Raw genomic sequence first — 22,344 nt, 5'->3', positions numbered from 1 at the left:
GGTTTGATGACCTCGGCAAGGGTGGCGACTAGATGGTTAAGCCGCCGCCGGTACTCGTCGGCTAACGTACGCAACTGGCCATCCAGGTTGCCGCTCTGCTCTCCCACATTGATCAAACGAATCATCAGCGGTGAAAACACACCGCTGCGCTCCAGACCACTTGCCAGCGTATTACCGCGCATTACTCCTTGTCGGGCCTGGCGAATCGCATCGCGATACACCTCATTGCGGGTTGCCGCCTCCAAAATAGCTAGTCCATCCAATAGATTGATGCCCGCCGCTACTAGCAGCGCCAAGTATTCGCTGATAAATGCCATGGCGGACGTGCGCACCAGCGTGCGGCTAATCGGAAGGTGGTAAGCCAGCCAATAAAACCCGGCCCTAACCCGCTGGCTCCGGCTCAATAGCATCGGTAACACCACAACAGCTGCTAACACCCAGTAGCCATAAGCCGCCAGCAGCTCGCGCATCCAGTGCACAGCGCTCAGCACACTCTGGGTCAACGGGGGCAGATGGGCTCCCATCTGGCGAAACATATTGGCCAGATCAGGCAGTACGTAGTACACCCAGAACAGTGCCGCTATCACGATGGTGAGTACGACGAAAAATGGATAGATCAAAGCGCGTGAGACATCCCGGCGCAGGGCGGTAATACGCCCCAGATGTTCGGAGGCATCCATTAGCACGCGGTCGAGGTTGCCCGAGCGCTCACCAATATCGACAAGGTGCCGAACGGTGGCTGGCACCAAGTGTGGGTAAAATGAGAGCCTTGAAGAGAGCGTATTACCGGCCCTAACGCCACTCTGCAGGTCTGCTGTCAGCGCCTTGAGCGCCGGATGTTTAGCATCATCACGCAAATCTTTAAGTGCCATATCGACCGGCAGGCCACTGCGTAGCATCAGCCCCAGGCTATGCAGAAACTCCGCCAGCAACGCGATAGGGATACTACGGCGCATAAAAAGAGCCAAGCCGTCCAGCAGCGGCAGCATCAGCGCCGGTAGCACATAGAGCTGCAGCACCACGGCTTGTTCACGGCGCTCTACTAACGGGTGAGCATTGCTGTAATCGGTCACCGGTAGTTTCGACAACCCAGCACGCACGCGGCCTTGGTTCGACACCACCCGATAGAACACGTAGCGAAAGGCAGCTTCGCTCATAAACCACCCTCACCCAGGCAGCTCAGCAGATAGGAGGTTTCCGCATCCGGCTGGCCGCTCGCTAGCAGGCCGCTCTGCTTCTGAAACTGAGCTAGTGCATTCGCCGTGCGCGGCCCCATCACACCATCCACCGCCTCAGGCGCTAACAGCAAGCGCTCGACCAGCGCCAGCTGCAAGGCAAATAACGGCTCTCCCTCTTCACCAAAAGGTTGGGGCGCCACGGGTAGTGCTGATTGAAACAGTGCTAGCCGCCCATCGCTCAGCGGGTAAAGCGGCTGGTCATTACACCCCTGCTCCCATTCGCTCGGCAGCAGCACCGGTACCCAGGGTTGCTCCTCACTCCGTGCTGGCAGCCACTCAACCACATCCGCCCAATGCTGCGGAGGAGCCTCCACCGGGGGCAGAGGCGTATAGGTGGCTGTAAAGGCCTGCCATGCAAAGTCGACGACCTGAACAGCTTCTTGCTGCTCTGTAGTTGAGGCAGCCTCTTGATTAACGTTTTGAGTTGCTTCTTGAAAAGCCTCTTGAGACACCACTGCTTGCACCACCGCCTCTTGAGGTGTTGCTTGTTGCTGAGGCTGAGGCTGAGGCTGAGGCTGAGGCTGAGGCGCAGCTTTTTGAGGCTCCGCTTGCAGGTCTATGCCCGCCTGCTGCGGCGGTACTTCCACTATTGGCGTTGAGGGAGTCGAGAGCAGGTCAAGTGGGTAGCCGGCCACCGCCGCCAGCCCCACAGCCCCCGCAACGCTACCCATTACCAGCACGCTTCCCATCACCAGCGAGCGGTAAGCGCGGCGCTTGGGGGCTGGCACTAAGCTCAGTTCCTTCGCGGCGGTGTCCACTAACCCAGCGCTAATACGCGTGGTGCCCGTAGCAACCAAACCGTAGAGGCAGCGGTCAAGCAGGATATGCACCCGGCGAATATAGCCCATGCTATAGCGATGCAACCGTCGCAAAGCACTGCGATCAACGGTCAACACCTCTGGGCAGCCTGCCCACTGCAACCGATGATGCAGATAGACATCCAACTCGTTCAACGTCAGCGGGGTCAGCTCAAGGCGCAGTGCAATACGGCTTGCCAGCTGCCGCATGTCATGACGATCCAGGGTCAAGCGAATTTCCGGCTGGGCCACCATCACAATTTGTAGCAGCTTGGCCTGGCTGGCCTCCAAGTTGCTCAACTGACGTACCAGCTCAAGGCTGGGTACATCCAACCCTTGAGCATCATCCAGAATCAATACACAGTTACGACCCTTTTCATGCTGCTGCAGCAACCAAGTATTCAGTGCCTGCAGCTGTGCCTCTAGGCTATCGCCAGCGGCCGTCACACCAAAATCACGGTTGATTGCCCTTAACAGGTCGGCACCTTGAAGAAACGTATTGAACACCAGCGCGGTACACGCCCCCTGCTCGGCCAAACGCGTTAGTAGCGCCCGGGAGAGCGTCGTTTTACCAACGCCGACATCACCGGTTACAAGCATGAACCCCTTGCGCTGCTCAATGAAGTGCAACAACTCAGTGAACTGTTCTGCCAACCGAGCAGAAAAGAAGATGCCGTGCTCATCCGGCGTTACCGGAAACGGGTTACGCGTAAACCCTAAGTGCTGCAGGTAAGCCGACAATGGAAATCCGCTACTCATCAATGCGCTCCCATTTGCCGCTGTAGTGCGCGTAAGGCGTCGTCTGCTGGGTACTGCGCCAGCAGCGCACGCACCCGCTTAGCCGCCTCGGCATGTTGCCCAGCCTGCCAGTCTAAAACCGCCAGGTTATAGCCCGCTTCGCGATCTCTTGGCAGACGAGCAAGAATCGTGGAGTAGGCTTGGCGTGCCTGCGCCGGGCAATCTGCCCTCATACAGTAATAGCCCTGCATACGAGCAACGATCAGATGCGATTCGCCTAGCGCAGACCGAGCACGCTCAATAACCTCTTCCGCCTGGGGCAGTTGGCCCGCCGACAGCGCCGCATTGAAGGCCGCAAACAGTTCTGCCGGATTTACCTCAGCCGGAGGCGCAGTCTCTACCACCATTGAAAGCTCAGCCTCGGGTTTAGGCTCAAGCCCAGGCTCGGGCTCAGACTCAAGAGCGGGCACTGACGTGTCTATCTCGCCAACTGCCGCCACCTCTGGCTGGCTAACGGCTGCTACTTCTATCACTGAAGCCGTTGCGGCAAGCCGTGCCAGGGCATCCCCCGATAGCCGGGAACCACCTGACGGCGCTGGCGCTTGAGCCTGTGCTTGTGGCGGCGTTGGCGTTGGCGTTGGCGTTGGCGTTGGCGTTGGCGTTGGCGTTGGCGTTGGCAAAGCAATATCCACCACCACAACCTCCTGCGGAGCTGACGACACAGTAGGTGCGGAAGGCTCCACAGGCAACGCGGCTGAAACATTGCGCGGCGCGATACGCTCTGCCGCATAAAAATGTTCCCATAGGAACAGCCCCGCAACGGTGACACACACTAACCCCGCCACCAAACCCCACCGCCATCGACGTTGGCCAGGGGTGACCACACTACCCAACTGAGTGGGAGCTTGCGTAGGATGAGTGCCATGCTGGCGCAATGCGTCGAAAACTAAGCTCATGGGAATCCGGCTTACAAAATCTGAACGCGCAGCACGAGAACTAGCTCGCGTGCCGTGGTCGATTCAGACTGCCCACCCAGCACGCTGCCGAACAGAGGGACATCCGTAATACCGGGCACCCCATCCCTTGAACGGTTACCACTTTCACCGATAAGACCACCGATAATGACCATGTCACCGTCGTTCAGAGACAACGATGTGGTCATACCCTTGAAGTCCACCCGGGGGAGCGAGATTTTCAGCGGATTCTGCGTGCTGCCTACCTCTACTAGCTCCATAGAAGAGGCCTGCACAGAGGTTTGCATCGGGTTAATGGTGAGATGGATAGCACCATCCTCGGACACAAACGGAATCACCCCCAGCATCACGCCATCAAATACATTAGACGTCACCACATTGGACGTGGTCGCCAGCAAGCCGCCGCCACCGTTTTGCGTATTAGAGCTGGACTGGGCGATATAACGCATGTTGCTACCCACACTCACCACGGCGGGCTGAGTGTTGCGCACCCGAATCGACGGGTTAGATAGGATATGCACCGTGCCAAAGGTTTTCATCAGGTCGAGCCCGATATTGTGGTTACTGCCCGACTGAGCAAGGCCCAGCGATGGCGTACCCGACGTACCTAGCGCAGTAGACGGAATCAACACGCTGCGGCCCGCATTCTCCGCCCCTGGCACCAATGAGTCGATCGCACCCAGCGCCATCGGGTTAGACGAGTAGGACAAAGCCACCTGGTTACGTAGGAAACTCCAATCAACGCCATAGCTGAACTGGTCGTTAAGTTCGACATCAAGAATCTGCGCCTCGATCAGCACCTGTCGGTTTAACACCGACTTATAGTGCTCAACCAAACGTCCGACCGCCGCCAGCTGAGATGGGCGCCCACGAACAAACAGCGTACCGGTGGAGCGGTTCAGCATATAGGTCGGCACCCCTTGCTGCCCCATACCGCCCTCTCCATTACCCTGCCCGCCGATCAGCGATGCCAACATCCGGTCAATCTGCTCGTAAGGGTTCACATCATTGGTATTGCGCCCAGAGATTGAAAAGCTGCTGCGCAGCCCGCTGCTACCTGAGCCGCCACCCGAAGCCGACCCGCCATCGCCACCGGTATTACCGGCACCGAATACATCGCCCCCCGCGTTGAAATCAGCCGTACTCATGGTAAGCAGGAAATCCATATCGAAAATCCGCTCTTCAAACTCCTCTACCACCAGCATGTTATCGCGGACATGCCCGGCCAGATCTAGCGCCTTAGTGATCTCCTCAAAGGCTTGGCTAGCAGGCACCGAACTAAGCGACAGCGACAGCGTGCGCGGCTGGCGCGACAGCGAAGCAGGCAGCACCAAGTTCAGCCCTGCCTGATCAGCAATCGCCTTGAGCAGGTTACGTACATCAACATCGTCTGCCTGTAATGTAACGTTCACAGCATCAAGAGGGTTATAGCGGGGAACCACTGGCTCCAACACCACTTCCTGCTGTTGCTCCAAATTCTGCCTAAGCTCATCTTGCAGAAGGCGTAACTTCTCTGACTCTTGCACTAGCCGCTCTTGTAATAGCGCCTGCGAACGGTCATCCACCGTTTGAACCCTTTCGGCATCCATTTTGGAGGGGCCAACGGCACAGCCAGTTAATGACGCAGCCAGCAAGGCACCTATCCAGAGGCCTCGTCTAGGGTAAAGAGATAGTTGAGGGTCAAGGTTCATGTGGCTGCTCCTGATGCGCCTAATTCCGTACTCAATGTGTTGTTTTGCAAGTTATTGGCTTAAATAGCCAAGCAGTTCGGCAAAGCCCACCGCAATAACGGCATCGTCATACTGCTCCCCTTGTGCGGTCAGCGGGCCGGATACACAAAGCCCGCTGCCCGAAGGCCAACGGAGGCTGCTATTTTCGCCATCAAAGGGTTGCTCATTCCTATCGGCATCTCTTGTGCCTGCGTAGGCAACGAAAAATGCTAGGTTGGTGATAGGGTTTCCGCTGCAATCAGCCGCTCCTGCTTGCTGTTCATCACCGGTCACGTAGATGTGCTCATTATCAAAATCCTGCTGGCCCAGGCTGTGCAGGGCGTAACGTAGGTCATCCAGGCTGAGATACCCGGCACTGCCGGGCGGGTCACCAGTTCGTTCAGCTAATGCCGCTAGGTCGGTATCAGCGGTATTATCGCGAAAGACACCATAGACAAAGCGCTCGCGAACCGCTTTGCTTAACCCTTGCGCCTCGCTCATACCAAGGGTGAGAAAAGGCACACCACCAGCCATATGGGTTATCTCCCCCTGCCCGCAGCCACCTCCGCTGCCACCTTCAAAACCATCACCGTTGGTATCGGCGCAGGGCAGCCGGTAGTGGCGCTCAGCATAACGATAGAGAGCTGCAGCGATCTGGTCGTGGTAACCCTGGGCAATGGCATCATCCTGGCTCAACGCATTAGGGCGATAGTGCATCGCCACCAGCGCCATCCCGCCCAGCAGCGCCAAGACCAGCGCCAGCTCCAAGAGAGTGAACCCACGCTGGCGGAGGGGGTACGCGTCAACCGTCATGGCTGCTCCTGCCCACCACTTGAACGCATCGAATGAAGGTCAATCACCTCTTGTTGTAATGCACTCATCTCACGACTTAGCTCTTGAAGCCGCTGCGGGTTGGCATTCTCACCTTTCAGCGCTTCATCCAGCATCGCTTGGCTGACCTCAGCAAGCCTCTGGCTACTTACTAGCTGCTGACGCATCCCACCGATATCAATCTGCTCCTCTACCCCGTTCTCCCGCATTTGCTGGTTGAAGCCTTGAATCACATCCATCAATCCATCGACATCGTCTGGTTCAAGGTCCCGAATCTGCGCCAACGCGTCATCACGCGCGGCCCGGACCGCCTCACTGCGTTGTCGGATGCCCTCGCGCAGTGCCTGACGCTGCTGCGCTGCCTCAGATAGCATCTGTTCCGGTGAACGGGGCTCAGCTGATGAACTCATTCCCCCCTGCTCCCCTTCCACAGGTGCAGAGGCAGTCGCAGCGGCTTCGTTCAACGCCTCATAGCGCCGCCAAAGGGCATCAACATCCGTAGGGGCACCTCCACCTTCTACAGGCGAGGAAGAAGGCGGCATTACCACAGCGGGCACTTGTGCCGCTGGGCTTACCGGCGCAGGTTGCCGGCCCACCCACCAAAGCACTGCAGTCAACAGTCCAAGCAGCGCGATGCTCCATATCAACAGGCGGCGTAACGTCATTATTCAGCTCCAATCGTTAAGCGTGCTGTTTCACCACCGCGTGCCAACGTCACCTGGTTGGGCCTGATATCACGAACCACCACGCCGGATGTCACCGCATCGCCACGGCGCACATAACGCCCATTGATTACCGCTGAGCGGGAGGTATCCGAGTACACCACCATGCTGAGCTGATAACGGCTCCACCAGGGTGCCTGCCTGACAGGAGGCTCTGGTGGCGGGGGTGGCGGCGCAACCACCTCCGGCGTTATCTCCACCGGCTCTGGCATAGCAGGCTCTGGTACAAGTGGCTCGGGCACAAAAGCGTTGCCCGTCAGCAAGGGGGTATCCTGCTGCCCTGCCTGCTGCAGCCTCACATCTTCAAGCTGCCTGCTTAGCAGCTCGTTCAACTCCAGGAACTCGCGCACTTTTTCGCCCAACCGTGCATCAAGGCTCTGAAGCTGCGAATCCTGGCTAGGGCGCCACGCCTGTGCGGCCCGCTCTTCGGCCATCGCAAACTGGTAGGCCATTGTGCAGGAGACCAAGGCAACGGCTAGCAGCCCAGCAGCGGTGTATTTCTTCTTCATGGTGCGCTCCAGGTTAACGCTAGACGGAACAGGCTATTACCGAGGCCGCTGGTAATTTCACGCCGCACCACTTCATAGCCAAGGCGCTTCAGCGCCATCACGAACTGCTCTTCTGCCGCGAAGGGCGCAGCCACACTGGCACTGCGGCCCGCAACGATGATCAGCACGCCGGTGTCATCCGACACAATGCCCGCCTCAACCAACTCAATACTGGCCGGAACCGCCTCGCGTAAATGCCGAATCAGGCTGGCTGGATCAGGCGTTTGGCGAACACGCTCAGCAAGGCGTACAAAGTCGGCGCGTTCACGCTGGGAAAGCACCAGCTCATCGGCACTGCGCAGCGCGCTCCCCATCTCGGTAATGGTGCTGCCAACGCTCTGGGTCTGCGCTTGGTACAGCTCAGCCTGAAGAGCGCCTGCCTCGTGCCGCCAGTACAAGGCCCCGAACGCGCTAGACAGGCATAGTGCGACCATGCCCACCGCCACCCAGGGCAATGCCTGTTGAAAGAGGTAGTGCAAACGGCTAATGCCATCGATATCGGCCCGTTTTAAGCGCAGGCCCTCAAACAGCTGGGTGGCTGGCAACACCGGCTCAGTGACCGGAATACCACGCACCGTTAGCGCATCAATTAGCGGCTGACTTTCGTCCGTGCGGCGCTCAACCAGCAAGCAACCGCGTTGTCGGCCAGCATCAGCGTAACGGTCCAATAATGAGGTGATATACGCAGCGATACGGATATAGTCATCCGCTCCGCGCATATAAAGACGCTGGCGGGAGGCCTGCATGGCCTGGCCGTCCTGTAACATCAGCACATCCACACTATCGTCATGGACAAATGCCAAAAGGCCACTCTCAAGACCCTGCCGTTGCGCCAATGTCAGCAGTGCTTCAAGCAGCGGGAACAGCAGTACATGGTCACTCTGCTGTTTGGCCCAGCGCCGGTAACGCATCGCCACCGCCACCGGCACAGCGGTGTAGCACACCTGGGCTAGGTCTCTCTGCCGCTCGCGGGTATGGATAATCACCCGCGCCAAACTGTCGATATCTCCGGCATCGCGCAGTCGTTTTTCCAACAGCGGCGCCAGGTTTTGGTGATGGGCAGGCAACGCCTCTACGCCGAACGGCGCTGCCTGGTAATCGGTAATGACCACTGCTGGACCGGGCAGCGCATCAAACTGCTCCGGCGCTAGCAGCGTATCGGTGTGTGTTTGCCACACCTGCCCCGACATATCCAACAGGCACTGCAGATGGGTCATTGCACTCTCCGCGAGTAATAATCACCGGAGAGGGATAGCTGGATCGAGCCTGCCTGATCCTGAGCCGGTGAGTCGATATACAGCGAACCGCTGCTATCGCTTACCAGTTTTATTGAGAATGACTTGGGCAGCATGAAGCTATCGGAGCTGGACTCAAGGCTACTCATCAATGTGTCGGCTTCACGCCGCGAGAAGCGCTTGTTGTCAACTTCAATCGACCGTACATCCCACAAAGACGTACGCCAGCCAAGCCCATCGGCACGCTCTGCCAGCGTTCCCCACTGGTCGCGCACTGCTTGCCAGCGCACCAGCTGCGCCCGCGCGCCCGCTTCTTGGTCTACCTGGCGCTGGTTATCTGCTAACTGCCGCTGTGCCACGTCTGCCGCCGCTTTATAGCTAAATGCCGTTTTCACTAAATAGGGCAATGCAAGGCTACCCACCAGAAGCACTCCGATACACGCATAACCCCGAGCGGCCTTACCCCCCTCAGAAAGCAGTGACACCATCATTGATCCATGACCCAGTGTGCGGTAACCAAAATGACGCGCTCTTCTCCACTGGACGCCCCTTCACCGAAGGCACTAGGGTTTGAGTCAGCATTGGTGTAACTGTTATTGGCCTCCCACTCATAACCTGGAATATGGCGGCTACGCTCTAACACATTGGTATTTGCGTTCTGCTGGCGGAAACGGCCCTCGTAGGCATCAGGCTTACCATCCACCATATGGTCCAGCTTGCGGGCCAGATCAGGGGTTAGCCCACGGATCACCATCACGTTGCCCGCGCCACTGATTGTTCCTTCTGGGTTCCACTGAAAGCAGATTTGCAGCTCTGCAGGATTACCATTGGTGTCGGTATAGGCATAGCGGTCCTCCGACCCTTCAGCCCTCCCCGGCGGCATTCGAATACCAACGCGATCAAACAGCTGATGCAAATCCAGGTCAGACAACGGCCGGTCGCCGCCGCCAACGGTATTAGCGGGATACCCAGCACCGTGGCACAACCGACGGCCCGTGTTACGGTAGTTGGCCGGTATGCCCGCCACCCCACTGCCCATGTGGTCAAACTCCGCTTCATAGCCGTTTACCATCAGCGTCGGCGCCACTTGGTTATCGCCAAGCACAACGCCGGTACGCTGATAGTAAAGGTCGTAGTTCTGCTTCCACGGCATTAAAAACTTATTCTGGATACGGTTGTATTCCGCCTCACGGAGAACATCACGGCCAATGCTCACCCCGCCCAACATAAGACCAATGACCGCCATCACCACAACAATTTCCATCAGGCTGAACCCGCTCTGGCGAGCCCCTACGGAACGTCCCCCTGCCGACCTCATCGCCATCTCCCGCTTCACTGGTTCATCTTATAGGTGGCAACAACCGTGATGACCTGGTCTTCATCCAAGTTCACACTGGTATCGTCAGCAGAGCCTTCATCTGCATCGTAGGCTTGGGAGTTGTTGGCAGCCCATTCGATGCCAGGCGCGCCATCCGAGTCATTAGCGATATCGTATTTGCGGAAAAGCCCCTCACGTGAATCAGCTTTGCCATCAATCATTTGATCCAGTGCCCTCGCTAAATCTGGAGTAAGCCCGGAAATCACCATCACGTTGCCAGAACTGGCAGCGGTGCCCGGTTTATTCCACTGAAAGCACACCTGAAGCTCTTGAGGGTTGCCGTTGGTATCCAGATAGGCGTAGCGGTCTTCAAAACCCTCGGCACGGCCCGGAGGCATACGCACGCCGTGACGATCCATCTCACGGTGCAGAATAAGATCTTCCTCACGCGTCATGTTCGGCGCTTGGCCACCTTCACAAATGGCGTTAGGTTCATCCGCACCGGTCATATCTCGACCAGAAATGAGATCATCTACAACTTCATATTCATTTCCATTGACCATCAGCCGCGGCTGAACCTGGCTATCACCAATCACCACTCCAGCGCGCAGGTAGTGGGAGTTATAGGCACTGGCCCATTGGTCAACAAACTTCTGTTTAATCTTGGTGTATTCAGCGTTTCGCTGAACATCCTTACCAATTGAGACCGCGCCGAGGATTAGCCCGATCACAACCAGGACGAGTGAGACTTCCACCAGGGTAAAACCCTGCTGGCGGTGCGAAGAGGCATGTTTGACTGCACGCATGTTTTGTTCCATTCATGAGTGTTCTGAGTATCGGGCTAAGCGCAGGCTGGATAACTGCGTAAGCGGAACCAACTGTAACGATACTTACATAGCCCTTTAGTGCTATGTCAGTCTCTAAGGCTCTCAAAACTCTCAATTTTTTCATGCATGCTGATAGCGCTAAGCCGCTGAAAAATAACTTTTCAGCGGCCATGAAACAATTCACTTACCGAAAATTACCTAAGCCAGAAAGCTGATGTTCTGACTGAATGGGGTCTAACCGCGAGCACAAGGCCGCGTTGCTGCACTCGAACAGGCAGTACAACGATAACTCCCCCATAGCACCGCTAACCAAAACGCATAGAAAGTAGCGCCGCTGTTATGGGCCAAAAAAGTTTGCGATAAACCGAAATCAATAAATGCGACCGGTAACAGCGTGCCGGCTACCGCCAATGAGCGAGTGGGCAAATCAGGGTGCGATAAGCCAGGGGCAAACATTCTCATCGGGATCATGTAAAGCATGAGCAGCACGGCCAGCCCCACCAGCCCTCGTTTAGCAAAGGCATCGATAAACTCGTTATGGGCATGGCCAAACTCAGCCGCCACGGGGGAGATAACACCCTGCTCGCCTAGCTCCCCCAAAGCCTCACGGTAGCCAGCCTCGCCCCAGCCCAGCAGTGGCCGCTCGGCAATTAACTGAGCAGCCCCGCGCCACATCTCAAAACGCAAGCCCAGCGACGTATCGGTTTCAGTACCGGATACATAGTGGCTAATATCGCTAACGGCAGCTTCAACCCGCTGCTGAACTCCCGTTTGCGGCAGCAAATAGACTGTTGCAACTAAGGCAAGCGCCGCCCCTACCGCTCCTGCTTTTATTGTCACCGGTAACTGGCGACCATAGCCACGGTAGAGCACATACGCCACCACCGGCAGCCCCACCCAGCCGCCACGGCTACCGGACATTAACGAGCCCAGCATCCCCAGCAAAGCCCCCAGCAGTAGCAAGGCAACCCACGCATGACGTTGGCGCTGAACCACCGCCCAGCCCAAGCCTGCAAAGCACAGCACGCCCATTAACATGCTTAAATTGCCAAACTGAATAACGTGCAGAAAACCACCCGCCCGTACCACACCTTCTACCAGCTTCATCCATAGCGCCAAGCTGCCAGCGCCGATAGCCCCCAGCGCTAACCCTCCCCATAACCAGCTTAAACGCGGCGGGTAGCGCAGTATCAGCAGCAGCACCGGGATGGCCAATAAAAAGCGCAGCGGCCTATCAAAACCACGAGAACCAAGCTCAACCGCCGACATAACGCCCACCACCAGGCCGTAGGCCACTAACGCTACGATGATCCAGCGGTCTTGGGGGAGCAGCACAAAGGAGGAGCACTTAAAGCGCTTAAATAGCAGGGCAGTGCTCGCCAGCAGGAGCAGCACGGGGCCAACGGAGTAACCAGAAGGCACCACCAGCGCCAGCGCGCCCATCAAAAATACAGCGAGACTGGTAACGTGAGACAACGGCTCAGAACGGGGAACATTGGGGCTTAACATACAGGTCACTAACCTAACCAGCGTCATAAAGCCGCTGATAGTAGCATAGCCCCAACCTAGCTACTCTGGCTGATTCACCGGTAACGTTACCTTCAGCGTCTTACCGTGTTTAGCGGCTAACGATTCAAGAGCCACTTTTAACGCCCTTCTGGCCTCGGCATCCCCGTGTACTAAATGGATGCTACGCGGCCAGTGGCGCATCTGCTTAACAAAGCCCAATAACCCCGTTTGATCCGCGTGGGCAGAGTAGCCACTGATGGTGGTCACCCCTGCTTTAATGTCATAACGCTCCCCATCCAACATCACCCAGCCACCCTGGGGGCCATAGCGCTGAATATCCCGCCCCGGCGTGCCAGCTCCTTGGTAACCGACAAACAGCACCTGATGGCGCGCATCACCCAGCATAGCTTTTAAATAGTTCACCACCCGCCCACCGGCACACATGCCGCTAGCAGCAATCACCACCGCAGGCCGTCCGCTTTCGGCTAAATAGCGCACCGTTTGCTCATGGGTTGCGTGGCTATCCACTGTGTAGAGCGATGCAAAGCTCAGCGGATGACGGCCAGCGCGAACGCGGGTTTGCGCCTCACTGTCCCAAAACGGCTTGAGGTCTCGGTACACCTGGGTAAAGCGCGCTGCCAGCGGCGAATCGACAATAATTTCTAACGACTTCCACAATGACTGCTTATCCGAACGATGAATAATACCTTCAAGCTCATATAGCAGCTCTTGGGTACGGCCAATGCTAAACGCTGGCACAATTACCGTGCCGTTATTATGGAGCGCGCGCTCAATGGCCTGTTTTAGCTTAGCGGCTCTATCCAAGCGGCCTTCGTGCAAACGGTTGCCATAGGTAGATTCCAACACCAGCACATCCGCTTTAGCTGGGGCTTTTGGTGCTGGCAGCAAGGGAGAGTTGGCAGCACCCAAATCACCTGAAAACACCACCCGCTGCCGCCGCTTGGTAGAAGGGTCGCGCAGGGCAACCTCCACATAGCTGGAGCCTAAAATATGCCCCGCGCGCTGGAGCTTCATGTTCACATGGCAAGTAGGTGTTAATGTGACGTTATGCCATTTACCAAACGCTAATGGCACTAACTGCTGTTCCACCCGCTGCAAAAACTGCTCAATTAACCGAGCATCGCGGGTAAAGCCAATTTTTAAGGCGTCTTCGATGACCAGCGGCAGCAGCTTGGCCGATGGCTTGGAGCAGAAAATCGGCCCCGTAAACCCGGCGGCCAACAAATAAGGCAAGCGCCCAACGTGGTCGATATGCACATGGGTAATCACTAACGCATCGATAGTTTTAATATCAAAATCGATGGTTAACTGCTTAAACTCATCCTGCTCGGCATCTTCACCCTGGAAAAGGCCGCAATCAATTAACAGCGAGCGGTGATCACCATAAAGGAGTTGATGACAACTACCTGTTACGCCGCTAGCGCCTCCGCGGTGAACAAGCTGAGAAAGAGGTTCTAAAGAAGCAGCTAACGACATGTTTAGCACCTTATTACCGAACAGGATACTAATAAAAGTATCACCATCCGCTACAACAATGCCAATTTTTATTAGCCAAATCGGTGAAACTTACTAACGTGAAACAGAGAACTATACTGGTAAATACCTAGCTCCATTGCATGGTGCATTTGCAAGTCGGCAAAATCCTCTCTCGATAAGCGGCCTATAGCATCAATATCGATACGATAGAGCGGTACCGAGTGGTCTTTAATGCGGGTAAGTAACTTCTCAGCATCAGAAATCAGCACTAGCACACCCTTCGTGGCTAGCAACTCACAGGCACTATGAACTATCTCAGCATCTATTTTCATGCGATGCAGCAAATGGAACCGATCAGTCACAGCAGTAGAGAACTGCCGATTATCACCAAACAGCGGCAATACTTCCTTCTCCTGCAAATTAGCTAATGCAGTCTCTGCAATGCAGAGCTGCATTGCACTTTTATGAGCGCTATATGGCATTAGCGAAAACGGATACGCCTGTAGGCACATAAGTTGAAACTGATCTTTCGCCTCTTCGGCACTATGCAGGTTTGCTTGTAACTCCAGTGAGTCATCCAGCAAAACCACCATGGACCAACGCTGCCCCTGTTGAATAATCACCACCGGAAAATAAGCTGACGTGCGCGCTAGCTCACTTAAGCTAATAGGCAGCCATGTGTACCTACTTCTCAGTACCTGCTGTTGGCTGAGCCGCCAGCCCAAATGCGCGTGCTCTGCATAGCTGAGTGGGATGTGAGACAAATACTCATTTATCATAAACACCCCCTACCGATCAATTACATAATTTAACACCACCAGCATGATTTTTGCCATACCCAATAGGCTATCTTTCTAGAAAATCTACTAAAAAAAGCGCCTCCCTAGGGTAGGCGCCTATTAGCAAGCTAATTACAATCGATAACAATTTCCGGACAAACATTCATTCACTTGGGGTGCAAGGGAGGGTGATAGGACATTAGCATCTAAGAAAAATAGGGATTAGAAACCATTCAACAAGAAGCTCCACACCGCCTCTGGCACCAAACGCATCTGGGCATGCTGTACTGGGTAAGCAGTCCACTAGTCCTTTTGTGACAAGCCTCCCTTTAATAATATGCACACCTACTCTTCGGCCATGTTAGCTGGCTGTAGCTTTATAATAAGATGTTCTGGAGAAGGCTGCGTTACCCTTGCTTCATAGTTTTCAGGGTAATCATCAACTGAGGAATGAAAGCGCTCAATGACATCAACCAGCTCACTAATTAATGCACTCTCTTGGGTAGGGGTTAGCGACATACCATGTTCCCTTATAACTGCATTATCGTTTATATATCAAAAATCTCTGCTGCTTTGCAGGCTAACAGACAGAGTAGCGCGCCTTAACACTAAATTCTAAGCATTAAGTCACACTTCATTAAGCCACTACTTATCTATTAAAGAGTGTTGCATGGTGCCTTTGCACCACTCCAGTCTCAACAACTCTCAAAACTCTCAATGCATCATTGCGCAGGGTATGGTCACTGAATATTAATGACGCGACAACAGCCTGATCAATTAGCCTTCAAAACACGTCTGCAAAGCCAGTCGTCAAAATTTTCTAAACGCCCGTTTGTCAACCTCTAATACTGTGATACCAGCCACCATACCGAAATAAAATGAAGCACACTGGCCACTCCCCACATAGACCGATAAACTAATTTTTATTACCTGGAAATGCTTAAGCATGCCATGCATAATGCGTCAAAAATACGACAGCATTTTAACGGTTTACCTATTCTCTGTTCAAAAGGTTACTGGCCATGCCCCTGCTAACACAACAACAAGAAGAAGCGCTCGTTAAAGAGCTGGTCGAGGTCGTAGAGAGCTTTCAAAAAGATATTGACTCACACCCAGAGCGCTATGAAGCTTTCATTTCCCAGCCCAATGCGAACCACCTAGTCATCAAGCTACAGCCTATTACGAAAGCAGCAGAATAAGGCTGAGAACCACTCTGCCTCTCGTACACCTATGTCTCCCGTACACCTATCTTATATAGGTGGTCCACTCAATCACTTAATCGTTTCAGCCCCCCCCCCCCTTCAGCCACATCCACTTCACCGCCCCAATATCCAATATCCAATATCCTGCCAGTTTGAGCATTGGCCTAGCACTTGCGCCAACAGCTACATGCAGACGGCCAGCCGTGAAGAAGCTAGAGAAATTTCAAGCACCTAGCGTTCCACGTTGCGTTACTTAAAAACACACACATAGCACAGCAAATCCCCTCGTTTCGCCTATGCTTCTAAACAACCGTTTGTTTATAAGAAAAATGTAGAAAACGCTTTCTCCACACTTCTAGCCGCACTACCACAAGGGATTTGCCATGCAGGCTATACAACCAACCGATAACAGCGCTCAGCTTTCACTCACCTCACCATTGCCCGAGTTCCTCCGTAAAAGCCTGGAAGGGTGCGCCTCGCTCCCCACCCTACCTTCCGTGGCCATGAATGTACTTACCATTGCCCGCTCCCCAAACGCCAGCGTAAAAGCCTATGCGGAGGCCATTGAGCACGACCCCGTACTCACCACCCGGTTACTGGCACTGGCCAATAGCGCCTACTATGCGCGTAGCGCGCCCCCGATTAGCAGCTGCCAGGAAGCCGTAGCACGCATTGGCCTAGATACCACCCTAGCCGCGACGCTCAGCTTCAGCCTGTTCCGCCAAAAAGGAGCCAACGCCTACCTACAGCGCGTATGGAGCCGCTCACTTATTGCCGCTATCGCCTCGCGTTACCTTGCCGAACAGCTCTGCCCCTCCCGCAAAGGGTTTGTGTTCACCGCAGCCCTGCTACAAGATATCGGCGTACTCGCGCTCAAATCCCTCTACCCCGAAGAAGTAGAGAGCGTTTATGAAACTCCAGCCGAACATCACCCAGAAGTAAGCCATAATGAGCACCGTCTATTTGGCTGCGACCACGCTATCGTAGGTGCCTGGCTAGCAGCTAAATGGGGAGTGCCCGCCCCCATTGCAGAAGCCATTCACACCAGCCACCTAGATTTCTCCTCGGCGCCAGCCGACCTATTATGCATTCGACTCTCTGGTCATATTGCCGACGCCTGGCTCTCACCATCGCCCGCCCAGGCACTGGTCAACCTCATGCGCAAGCTGGAAAGCAACCACCTAACCGACCACCTAGAGCTGGCAGCGCTACTCAACACCATTGAAGACCAGCTACCCAGCCTTGCCAATATTCTCGAAGTCACTGCCCCCACCCACCAGGATAATGAAGCTCTGCTTGCCGAGGCCCAGCAGCTACTGTTTGAACAAACGCTGGCCCTAAGCGCCCGCCTAGACCAACAGCAGAGCGAGCTTGCCCAACTGCTTGAACGCCAAAACGAACTGGAATCCCGCAGCCGAACCGATGCACTGACCGGCATCGCCAACCGAGGATGGTTAGAAGAACAACTCGACATGCGCTTTCGCCAATGCCGCGACGTGGGCGGTGCGCTCTCGGTGGTTTTTATAGATATCGACCACTTCAAATCCATTAACGACCAGTATGGCCACCTCACCGGCGACAATGTCCTGGTCAGCTTTGGCAAGTTACTCAGCGCAGTGGTGCGGGATGGCGACCTGGCTGGCCGCTACGGCGGGGAGGAGTTTATGGTGGTCTTACCTGGAGAAGATGCTAACGGTGCCAAAAAGTTTGCCCAACGCATCGCCTATCGATTACAAGAGCAACCCATGACGTGGCACGAAGACCGGCCCGTTTATGTGACGGTCTCGATTGGGGTTGCCTGCCTCAACGATGGCGGCTTTGCCAACAGCACCGAGCTCATCAATGCCGCCGACAAAAGCATGTACTTTATTAAACACAGCGGCCGCTGCGGTATTGCCGTATACGGGCACTAACCTAGCCGTTTAATGATTGCCCCCCGCATTCAGCGGGGGCCTTACTAACAGCTGATCGAGCGACTGTCAGCAGCGCAAATTAAACGCTACTCATATACCTCAGCTTCAGACAGCTGACTACCCGCCTGATCTTTTTCCGAAAGCGCAATCTCAACCGGCAGCGTGGGCCACTCAATGGCAAGCTCCGGGTCATCGAAACGGATGCAGCGCTCTGATTCAGGGTGGTAGTAATCAGTGGTTTTGTACAAGAAATCAGCGGTTTCTGACAGCACCACAAACGCATGACCAAAGCCTTCCGGCACCCACAGTTGGCGATTATTGTCAGCAGACAGCTCAACGCCTACCCACTGCCCAAAATGCGCCGAATGGCGGCGCAGGTCTACCGCCACATCCCACACGCTGCCCTGGGTAACGCGCACCAGCTTACCTTGCGGCTGCTCAAGCTGGTAATGGATGCCACGTAGCACCCCCTGGCGGGAGCGGGAGTGGTTATCCTGCACAAACTCGCGCTTGCACCCTGTTGCTTCTTCAAACGCTTTTTGATTAAAGCTTTCCATAAAAAAGCCGCGGGCATCGCCAAACACCTTAGGGGAAAGAATGAACACCCCTGGTAGAGACGTTTCTTCAACCTGCATTAGTGGCCACCTTTAGCATCTAAACGGTTTAACAAGTACTGACCATAGCCGGTTTTTGCCAGTGCCGTGGCGCTTTCACGCAGCGACTCATCGCTTAGCCAGCCCTGCTGCCAGGCAATCTCTTCCAGGCAAGCCACTTTCAGTCCTTGGCGGTGCTCAATGGTTTGCACGTACTGGCTCGCCTCTAACAGGCTATCGTGGGTTCCGGTATCCAACCAGGCAAAACCACGGCCCAAGCGCTCAACGCGCAGGTCGCCACGCTCAAGGTAGGCATTGTTCACGCTAGTAATTTCCAACTCGCCTCGTTCGGAAGGCGTGACCTGTTTGGCGATCTCGACCACATCGTTATCGTAAAAATAGAGCCCGGTAACTGCGTAAGGCGACTTCGGCTTGGCGGGTTTCTCCTCAATAGAGACCGCCTTACCGTCAGCATCAAACTCCACTACCCCGAAGCGCTCCGGGTCTTTCACCAAATAACCAAACACCGTAGCACCGCTGGTTTGTGCCGCCGCCCGCTTTAACTGGTCTGAGAAGTGTTGACCGTGGAAAATGTTATCACCCAGCACCAAGCACACCGGCGCATCGCCAATAAATTCTTCACCAATAATAAACGCCTGCGCCAAGCCATCTGGGCTAGGCTGCACTGCGTACTCAAAGCGCACACCGAAAGAGTCACCGTTACCCAGCAGGCTTTCATACTGAGGCAAATCTTCCGGGGTAGAGATAATCAAAATCTCGCGGATGCCAGCCAGCATTAACACCGAAATCGGATAATAGATCATCGGCTTGTCGTAAATCGGCAGCAGCTGTTTTGAAACACCGCGCGTGATGGGGTGCAGGCGCGTACCGCTGCCACCTGCCAAGATAATGCCTTTACGTTGCATCGTATTGCTCCTTGCTCGTTACCCGCAGAACTAACGCGAGCTTGCTATTTCTTCCACGGTAAGCGCCAGCTGACTTTGCCAGCTGGGCAACTGGATGCCCAACGCTTGTTCAATTTTATCAACGCCCAGCCGAGAGTTAAGCGGGCGAACCGCTGGCGTAGGGTAATCGCTTGTTGGTATGGCTGAAACACCCTCAGGAGTAATCTCCAACGGTAGCCCAAGGTTGCTGGCTAACTGGAAAATCTCGCAGGCAAAGCCATGCCAGCTCGTCGCCCCTTTAGGGGCTAAATGATACACGCCGCTCTCGATACCCGATGCCGTGGCTGTTTGTAGCTGAGTACCGTGTAGCTTAGTAAGCGCTTGCTGTGTGACTAACGCAATCAGCCGCGCAGGCGTTGGCGCACCAATTTGGTCACTTACAACGCTTAAGGCGCTACGCTCAGCCCCTAAACGCAGCATGGTTGATAAAAAACTCTTACCATGGGCGCTGTACACCCAGCTAGTGCGGAAAATCAGATGCTGGCAGCCACTCTTAGCGACCGCTTCATCGCCTGCTAGCTTGGTAGCCCCATAGGCATTGCATGGCCCCGTGGCATCGCCTTCCTGCCAGGGAGTATCACCCTCACCGTTGTAAACGTAATCCGATGAGTAATGTACTAACCAGCCGCCCCGCTGCTGGCAATAAGCCGCCAACTGCTCGGGCAGCTCCGCGTTCAACCGCGTTGCCGCCTCAAGGTCTGTTTCAGCGTTATCGACCGCCGTATAGGCAGCAGCATTTACGATAAGGTCAGGCTGGTGTTGTGCCAAAAACGTATCCACGGCGTCAGCATCCAACAGATCCAAGGCCGCCCGGTTAGGCGCCAGAATCTCACCAAGCGTAGCCAACTGACGGCGTAGCTCAAAGCCAACCTGGCCACTGCCGCCGGTGATCAGAACCTTCATAACCCATTCCTTTGTGAAACACTTGAATTCATCATCCTACCCGCCTGAGTACTACACCGGTGGCAGACAGCTTTAGCTCGCGATGTTTAGTTGCTAGAAGTGAGCAACAGCGGTTTACAACGACTCAAAAGAATAACTCATTCTTGAAGCTGCTGTACTTGCAGCATCAGGTTTTCGGCAAACACTTTCAGCACCTCAACCTTTTGATGCGCTGTCGTCAGCGCACTGTGTAGAATGACAGCCTCCTCAATATATTCATGGATCATTTTATTTCGCAGTTGACGAAGGCTGATCCACTCCTCTGCAGAATCAAGCCAACCGTATTTTTCAGCTTTATTAAGATTTATTAATAAAGCGTTGGCTGACTCACCTAGTGCATTGAGCAGCGCTGGAAGTAATTTATCGCCGAGCGTGTCTTGAAGCCGACAAAATCGACTGGTGAACGCTTCAAGCGTGAGCGCTAGCGCCGGGTCTTGCTCCAGCTTCTCCACTCTCTCGAGCGTAAGAGAAGCACCAAACGCTTGGCTGTCTGCATAGTCCAGATGCTTAATTTCCTTACTCACCACTCTTACAAGAAAATTCAGCCTCTCTTGCGTTTCTGGCAATAGGTTCACAATACAATCCCTTGTTCTTGTGCAACATGGTGAATCATCGACTTCTCTAGATTAGGGGCATTCAGCACAATATCTATCTTTTGATCGCCCAATTGCTCAATGATCTTTGCTTCAATTCTAGCGATAGCCCAAGCAGGATTACTTACCGCCTCTCCCACCGTAATCATCAGATCAATATCTCCACCTTTTGCGAGGTCATTGGTGCGTGAACCAAACACTCGCAGCTGGGCACCTTCGCCAAGCACATCCTTGGTAGCTTTTTTAATGGCTGTCACTTCTCTACCCGTTAATCGCACGGCTACTCTCCAGCGTATAAAGTACGTGAGCTGATACGGCACCCCGCCTTTTTACATTGTAACGTAGGGCAGGCGACCGTAAGCACCAGAGGAAGTAGCTTTAGCTCGCGACCGCTAGGCCACCAACACCGAACTCAGAGCTACAAGCTACCCAAACGTTCCCCTTGGTAGCTGCCATCCTGAACCCGCTGCCACCACTGCCGGTTTTCCAAATACCACTGCACGGTTTTACGCAACCCGGTTTCAAAGGTTTCTTCTGGCTTCCAGCCCAGTTCACGCTCAATCTTGCTGGCATCAATGGCGTAGCGCAGGTCGTGGCCTGGGCGGTCTTGTACAAAGGTAATCAACTCACGGTAGGAACGCTCGGCAGGCACCAGATCCTGCAGCAGGTCGCACAGCGTTTCGACTACTTCAAGATTCGCCTTCTCGTTATGCCCGCCGATATTATAGGTTTCGCCTACCACACCTTCGGTGATGACCTTAACCAGCGCACGGGCGTGGTCTTCTACATATAGCCAATCGCGCACCTGTTGGCCATCGCCATAGACCGGCAACGACTTACCCGCCAGGGCGTTCAAAATCATCAACGGGATAAGCTTTTCAGGGAAGTGATAAGGCCCATAGTTATTCGAGCAGTTCGTCACTAAGACCGGCAGCCCATAGGTACGGTGCCAAGCCCGCACCAAATGGTCGGAACTTGCTTTACTGGCCGAATAAGGCGAGCTGGGCGCGTAAGGGGTTTCCTCGGTGAACAGATCTTCCGGCCCTTCTAAATCGCCGTACACCTCATCGGTAGACACATGATGGAAGCGGAACGCCGCCGCCTTTTCAGGGGCCGTGGCCTGCAGGCCCTTCCAATACTGGCGGGCCGCCTCTAATAGCGTATAAGTACCCACGATATTGGTTTGAACAAACGCCGCCGGGCCATCAATGGAGCGGTCTACATGGGACTCCGCCGCCAGGTGCATCACCGCATCCGGCTGGTAGCGCTCAAAAATAGCTGCCATACGGGCAGCATCGCCAATATCCGCGTGCTCAAACGCATAGCGCTCGTTGCCCTCCACCACGGCCAGCGACTCCAGGTTACCGGCATAGGTGAGCGCATCTACGTTGACCACCGCATGCTGCGTATTTTC

Annotated in this window: 23 protein-coding genes; 2 read left to right on the top strand and 21 right to left on the bottom strand. The window is 54.9% G+C overall.

Annotated elements, in window-relative coordinates; genetic code table 11:
- The 15 genes from BIS10_RS09315 to BIS10_RS09245 all read right to left on the bottom strand — a co-directional run.
- The coding region (locus BIS10_RS09315; protein ID WP_253504648.1) for a type II secretion system F family protein at positions 1-1,157 on the bottom strand (1,157 nt) is incomplete at its 3' end.
- Positions 1,154-2,794 carry an ExeA family protein gene (locus BIS10_RS09310; protein ID WP_253504645.1) on the bottom strand — a complete coding sequence of 547 codons (1,641 nt, stop codon included), beginning with the start codon at positions 2,792-2,794 and terminating at the stop codon, positions 1,154-1,156. The genes BIS10_RS09310 and BIS10_RS09315, both read right to left, overlap by 4 nt.
- Entirely contained in the window at positions 2,794-3,729 is a 936-nt protein-coding gene (locus BIS10_RS09305; RefSeq protein ID WP_253504643.1) for a tetratricopeptide repeat protein, read from the bottom strand. The genes BIS10_RS09310 and BIS10_RS09305 overlap by 1 nt, the downstream gene beginning before the upstream one ends.
- A gap of 11 nt (positions 3,730-3,740) precedes the next feature.
- A complete protein-coding gene (locus BIS10_RS09300; protein WP_253504639.1) occupies positions 3,741-5,438 on the bottom strand; it encodes a hypothetical protein in 1,698 nt (565 codons plus the stop codon).
- 51 nt (positions 5,439-5,489) lie between these two features.
- Positions 5,490-6,269, bottom strand: coding sequence for a prepilin-type N-terminal cleavage/methylation domain-containing protein (locus tag BIS10_RS09295; protein WP_253504636.1), 780 nt, complete (start codon positions 6,267-6,269; stop codon positions 5,490-5,492).
- Complete coding sequence (locus BIS10_RS09290) at positions 6,266-6,952, bottom strand: hypothetical protein (protein ID WP_253504633.1); 687 nt, start codon at positions 6,950-6,952, stop codon at positions 6,266-6,268. Before BIS10_RS09290 ends, BIS10_RS09295 begins: the two co-directional genes overlap by 4 nt.
- Positions 6,952-7,518, bottom strand: coding sequence for a general secretion pathway protein GspB (locus BIS10_RS09285; protein WP_083025571.1), 567 nt, complete (start codon positions 7,516-7,518; stop codon positions 6,952-6,954). Before BIS10_RS09285 ends, BIS10_RS09290 begins: the two co-directional genes overlap by 1 nt.
- Positions 7,515-8,774 (bottom strand): hypothetical protein, encoded by a 1,260-nt coding sequence (locus tag BIS10_RS09280; RefSeq protein WP_253504630.1) that lies wholly within the window; start codon positions 8,772-8,774, stop codon positions 7,515-7,517. Before BIS10_RS09280 ends, BIS10_RS09285 begins: the two co-directional genes overlap by 4 nt.
- Positions 8,771-9,214: a hypothetical protein gene (locus BIS10_RS09275; RefSeq protein WP_139794503.1), complete on the bottom strand. Its 444-nt coding sequence runs from the start codon at positions 9,212-9,214 to the stop codon at positions 8,771-8,773. The genes BIS10_RS09280 and BIS10_RS09275 overlap by 4 nt, the downstream gene beginning before the upstream one ends.
- A gap of 65 nt (positions 9,215-9,279) precedes the next feature.
- The gene (locus BIS10_RS09270; RefSeq protein ID WP_139794502.1) at positions 9,280-10,110 is read right to left on the bottom strand and encodes a type II secretion system protein; all 831 of its coding nucleotides are present in this window, start codon (positions 10,108-10,110) and stop codon (positions 9,280-9,282) included.
- A 14-nt stretch (positions 10,111-10,124) separates the two neighbouring features.
- On the bottom strand, positions 10,125-10,916 hold the full coding sequence (locus tag BIS10_RS09265) for a prepilin-type N-terminal cleavage/methylation domain-containing protein (RefSeq protein WP_083025566.1): 792 nt from the start codon (positions 10,914-10,916) through the stop codon (positions 10,125-10,127).
- A gap of 255 nt (positions 10,917-11,171) precedes the next feature.
- On the bottom strand, positions 11,172-12,446 hold the full coding sequence (locus BIS10_RS09260) for an O-antigen ligase (protein WP_253504624.1): 1,275 nt from the start codon (positions 12,444-12,446) through the stop codon (positions 11,172-11,174).
- Positions 12,447-12,506: 60 nt separating this feature from the next.
- Positions 12,507-13,943, bottom strand: coding sequence for an MBL fold metallo-hydrolase (locus BIS10_RS09255; protein ID WP_083025563.1), 1,437 nt, complete (start codon positions 13,941-13,943; stop codon positions 12,507-12,509).
- Between the two features lie 71 nt (positions 13,944-14,014).
- Positions 14,015-14,722, bottom strand: coding sequence for a SapC family protein (locus BIS10_RS09250; protein WP_253504620.1), 708 nt, complete (start codon positions 14,720-14,722; stop codon positions 14,015-14,017).
- Positions 14,723-15,067: 345 nt separating this feature from the next.
- Positions 15,068-15,241 (bottom strand): hypothetical protein, encoded by a 174-nt coding sequence (locus tag BIS10_RS09245; protein WP_253504617.1) that lies wholly within the window; start codon positions 15,239-15,241, stop codon positions 15,068-15,070.
- A gap of 503 nt (positions 15,242-15,744) precedes the next feature.
- Here BIS10_RS09245 and BIS10_RS09240 point away from each other — a divergent pair.
- Together BIS10_RS09240 and BIS10_RS09235 are read left to right on the top strand one after the other, a co-directional pair.
- Entirely contained in the window at positions 15,745-15,921 is a 177-nt protein-coding gene (locus BIS10_RS09240) for a hypothetical protein (RefSeq protein WP_161491518.1), read from the top strand.
- A gap of 386 nt (positions 15,922-16,307) precedes the next feature.
- Positions 16,308-17,837, top strand: coding sequence for a GGDEF domain-containing protein (locus tag BIS10_RS09235; protein WP_253504614.1), 1,530 nt, complete (start codon positions 16,308-16,310; stop codon positions 17,835-17,837).
- A gap of 86 nt (positions 17,838-17,923) precedes the next feature.
- Here the strand turns inward: BIS10_RS09235 and rfbC are convergent, their stop codons facing one another.
- The 6 genes from rfbC to rfbB all read right to left on the bottom strand — a co-directional run.
- Positions 17,924-18,472: a dTDP-4-dehydrorhamnose 3,5-epimerase gene (gene rfbC, locus BIS10_RS09230; protein WP_083025558.1), complete on the bottom strand. Its 549-nt coding sequence runs from the start codon at positions 18,470-18,472 to the stop codon at positions 17,924-17,926.
- On the bottom strand, positions 18,472-19,356 hold the full coding sequence (rfbA, locus tag BIS10_RS09225) for a glucose-1-phosphate thymidylyltransferase RfbA (protein WP_044630563.1): 885 nt from the start codon (positions 19,354-19,356) through the stop codon (positions 18,472-18,474). The genes rfbC and rfbA overlap by 1 nt, the downstream gene beginning before the upstream one ends.
- Positions 19,357-19,386: 30 nt before the next feature.
- Positions 19,387-20,298 carry a dTDP-4-dehydrorhamnose reductase gene (gene rfbD, locus BIS10_RS09220; protein ID WP_083025556.1) on the bottom strand — a complete coding sequence of 304 codons (912 nt, stop codon included), beginning with the start codon at positions 20,296-20,298 and terminating at the stop codon, positions 19,387-19,389.
- Positions 20,299-20,435: 137 nt separating this feature from the next.
- Positions 20,436-20,912 (bottom strand): hypothetical protein, encoded by a 477-nt coding sequence (locus BIS10_RS09215; RefSeq protein ID WP_083025554.1) that lies wholly within the window; start codon positions 20,910-20,912, stop codon positions 20,436-20,438.
- Positions 20,909-21,208: a nucleotidyltransferase domain-containing protein gene (locus tag BIS10_RS09210; protein WP_083025552.1), complete on the bottom strand. Its 300-nt coding sequence runs from the start codon at positions 21,206-21,208 to the stop codon at positions 20,909-20,911. The genes BIS10_RS09215 and BIS10_RS09210 overlap by 4 nt, the downstream gene beginning before the upstream one ends.
- 140 nt (positions 21,209-21,348) lie before the next feature.
- Positions 21,349-22,344 (bottom strand): dTDP-glucose 4,6-dehydratase (gene rfbB, locus BIS10_RS09205; protein ID WP_253504610.1); only part of this gene is annotated, 996 nt, incomplete at its 5' end.

Source organism: Halomonas sp. 707B3, from assembly GCF_024158645.1.
In the GTDB taxonomy this organism is placed as follows: domain Bacteria; phylum Pseudomonadota; class Gammaproteobacteria; order Pseudomonadales; family Halomonadaceae; genus Vreelandella; species Vreelandella lionensis.
This window is presented reverse-complemented; position numbering and strand designations above follow the sequence as displayed.

Excerpts from the sequence above, each read along its gene's own strand:
- BIS10_RS09240 (WP_161491518.1), top strand. The coding sequence starts at position 15,745 with ATGCCCCTGCTAACACAACAACAAGAAGAAGCGCTCGTTAAAGAGCTG.
- BIS10_RS09295 (WP_253504636.1), bottom strand. The coding sequence starts at position 6,269 with ATGACGGTTGACGCGTACCCCCTCCGCCAGCGTGGGTTCACTCTCTTG.
- BIS10_RS09285 (WP_083025571.1), bottom strand. The coding sequence starts at position 7,518 with ATGAAGAAGAAATACACCGCTGCTGGGCTGCTAGCCGTTGCCTTGGTC.
- rfbC (WP_083025558.1), bottom strand. The coding sequence starts at position 18,472 with ATGCAGGTTGAAGAAACGTCTCTACCAGGGGTGTTCATTCTTTCCCCT.
- rfbA (WP_044630563.1), bottom strand. The coding sequence starts at position 19,356 with ATGCAACGTAAAGGCATTATCTTGGCAGGTGGCAGCGGTACGCGCCTG.
- BIS10_RS09255 (WP_083025563.1), bottom strand. The coding sequence starts at position 13,943 with ATGTCGTTAGCTGCTTCTTTAGAACCTCTTTCTCAGCTTGTTCACCGC.
- BIS10_RS09260 (WP_253504624.1), bottom strand. The coding sequence starts at position 12,446 with ATGTTAAGCCCCAATGTTCCCCGTTCTGAGCCGTTGTCTCACGTTACC.
- BIS10_RS09305 (WP_253504643.1), bottom strand. The coding sequence starts at position 3,729 with ATGAGCTTAGTTTTCGACGCATTGCGCCAGCATGGCACTCATCCTACG.
- BIS10_RS09280 (WP_253504630.1), bottom strand. The coding sequence starts at position 8,774 with ATGACCCATCTGCAGTGCCTGTTGGATATGTCGGGGCAGGTGTGGCAA.
- BIS10_RS09300 (WP_253504639.1), bottom strand. The coding sequence starts at position 5,438 with ATGAACCTTGACCCTCAACTATCTCTTTACCCTAGACGAGGCCTCTGG.
- rfbD (WP_083025556.1), bottom strand. The coding sequence starts at position 20,298 with ATGAAGGTTCTGATCACCGGCGGCAGTGGCCAGGTTGGCTTTGAGCTA.
- BIS10_RS09235 (WP_253504614.1), top strand. The coding sequence starts at position 16,308 with ATGCAGGCTATACAACCAACCGATAACAGCGCTCAGCTTTCACTCACC.
- BIS10_RS09265 (WP_083025566.1), bottom strand. The coding sequence starts at position 10,916 with ATGCGTGCAGTCAAACATGCCTCTTCGCACCGCCAGCAGGGTTTTACC.
- BIS10_RS09290 (WP_253504633.1), bottom strand. The coding sequence starts at position 6,952 with ATGACGTTACGCCGCCTGTTGATATGGAGCATCGCGCTGCTTGGACTG.
- BIS10_RS09250 (WP_253504620.1), bottom strand. The coding sequence starts at position 14,722 with ATGATAAATGAGTATTTGTCTCACATCCCACTCAGCTATGCAGAGCAC.
- BIS10_RS09310 (WP_253504645.1), bottom strand. The coding sequence starts at position 2,794 with ATGAGTAGCGGATTTCCATTGTCGGCTTACCTGCAGCACTTAGGGTTT.
- BIS10_RS09245 (WP_253504617.1), bottom strand. The coding sequence starts at position 15,241 with ATGTCGCTAACCCCTACCCAAGAGAGTGCATTAATTAGTGAGCTGGTT.
- BIS10_RS09270 (WP_139794502.1), bottom strand. The coding sequence starts at position 10,110 with ATGAGGTCGGCAGGGGGACGTTCCGTAGGGGCTCGCCAGAGCGGGTTC.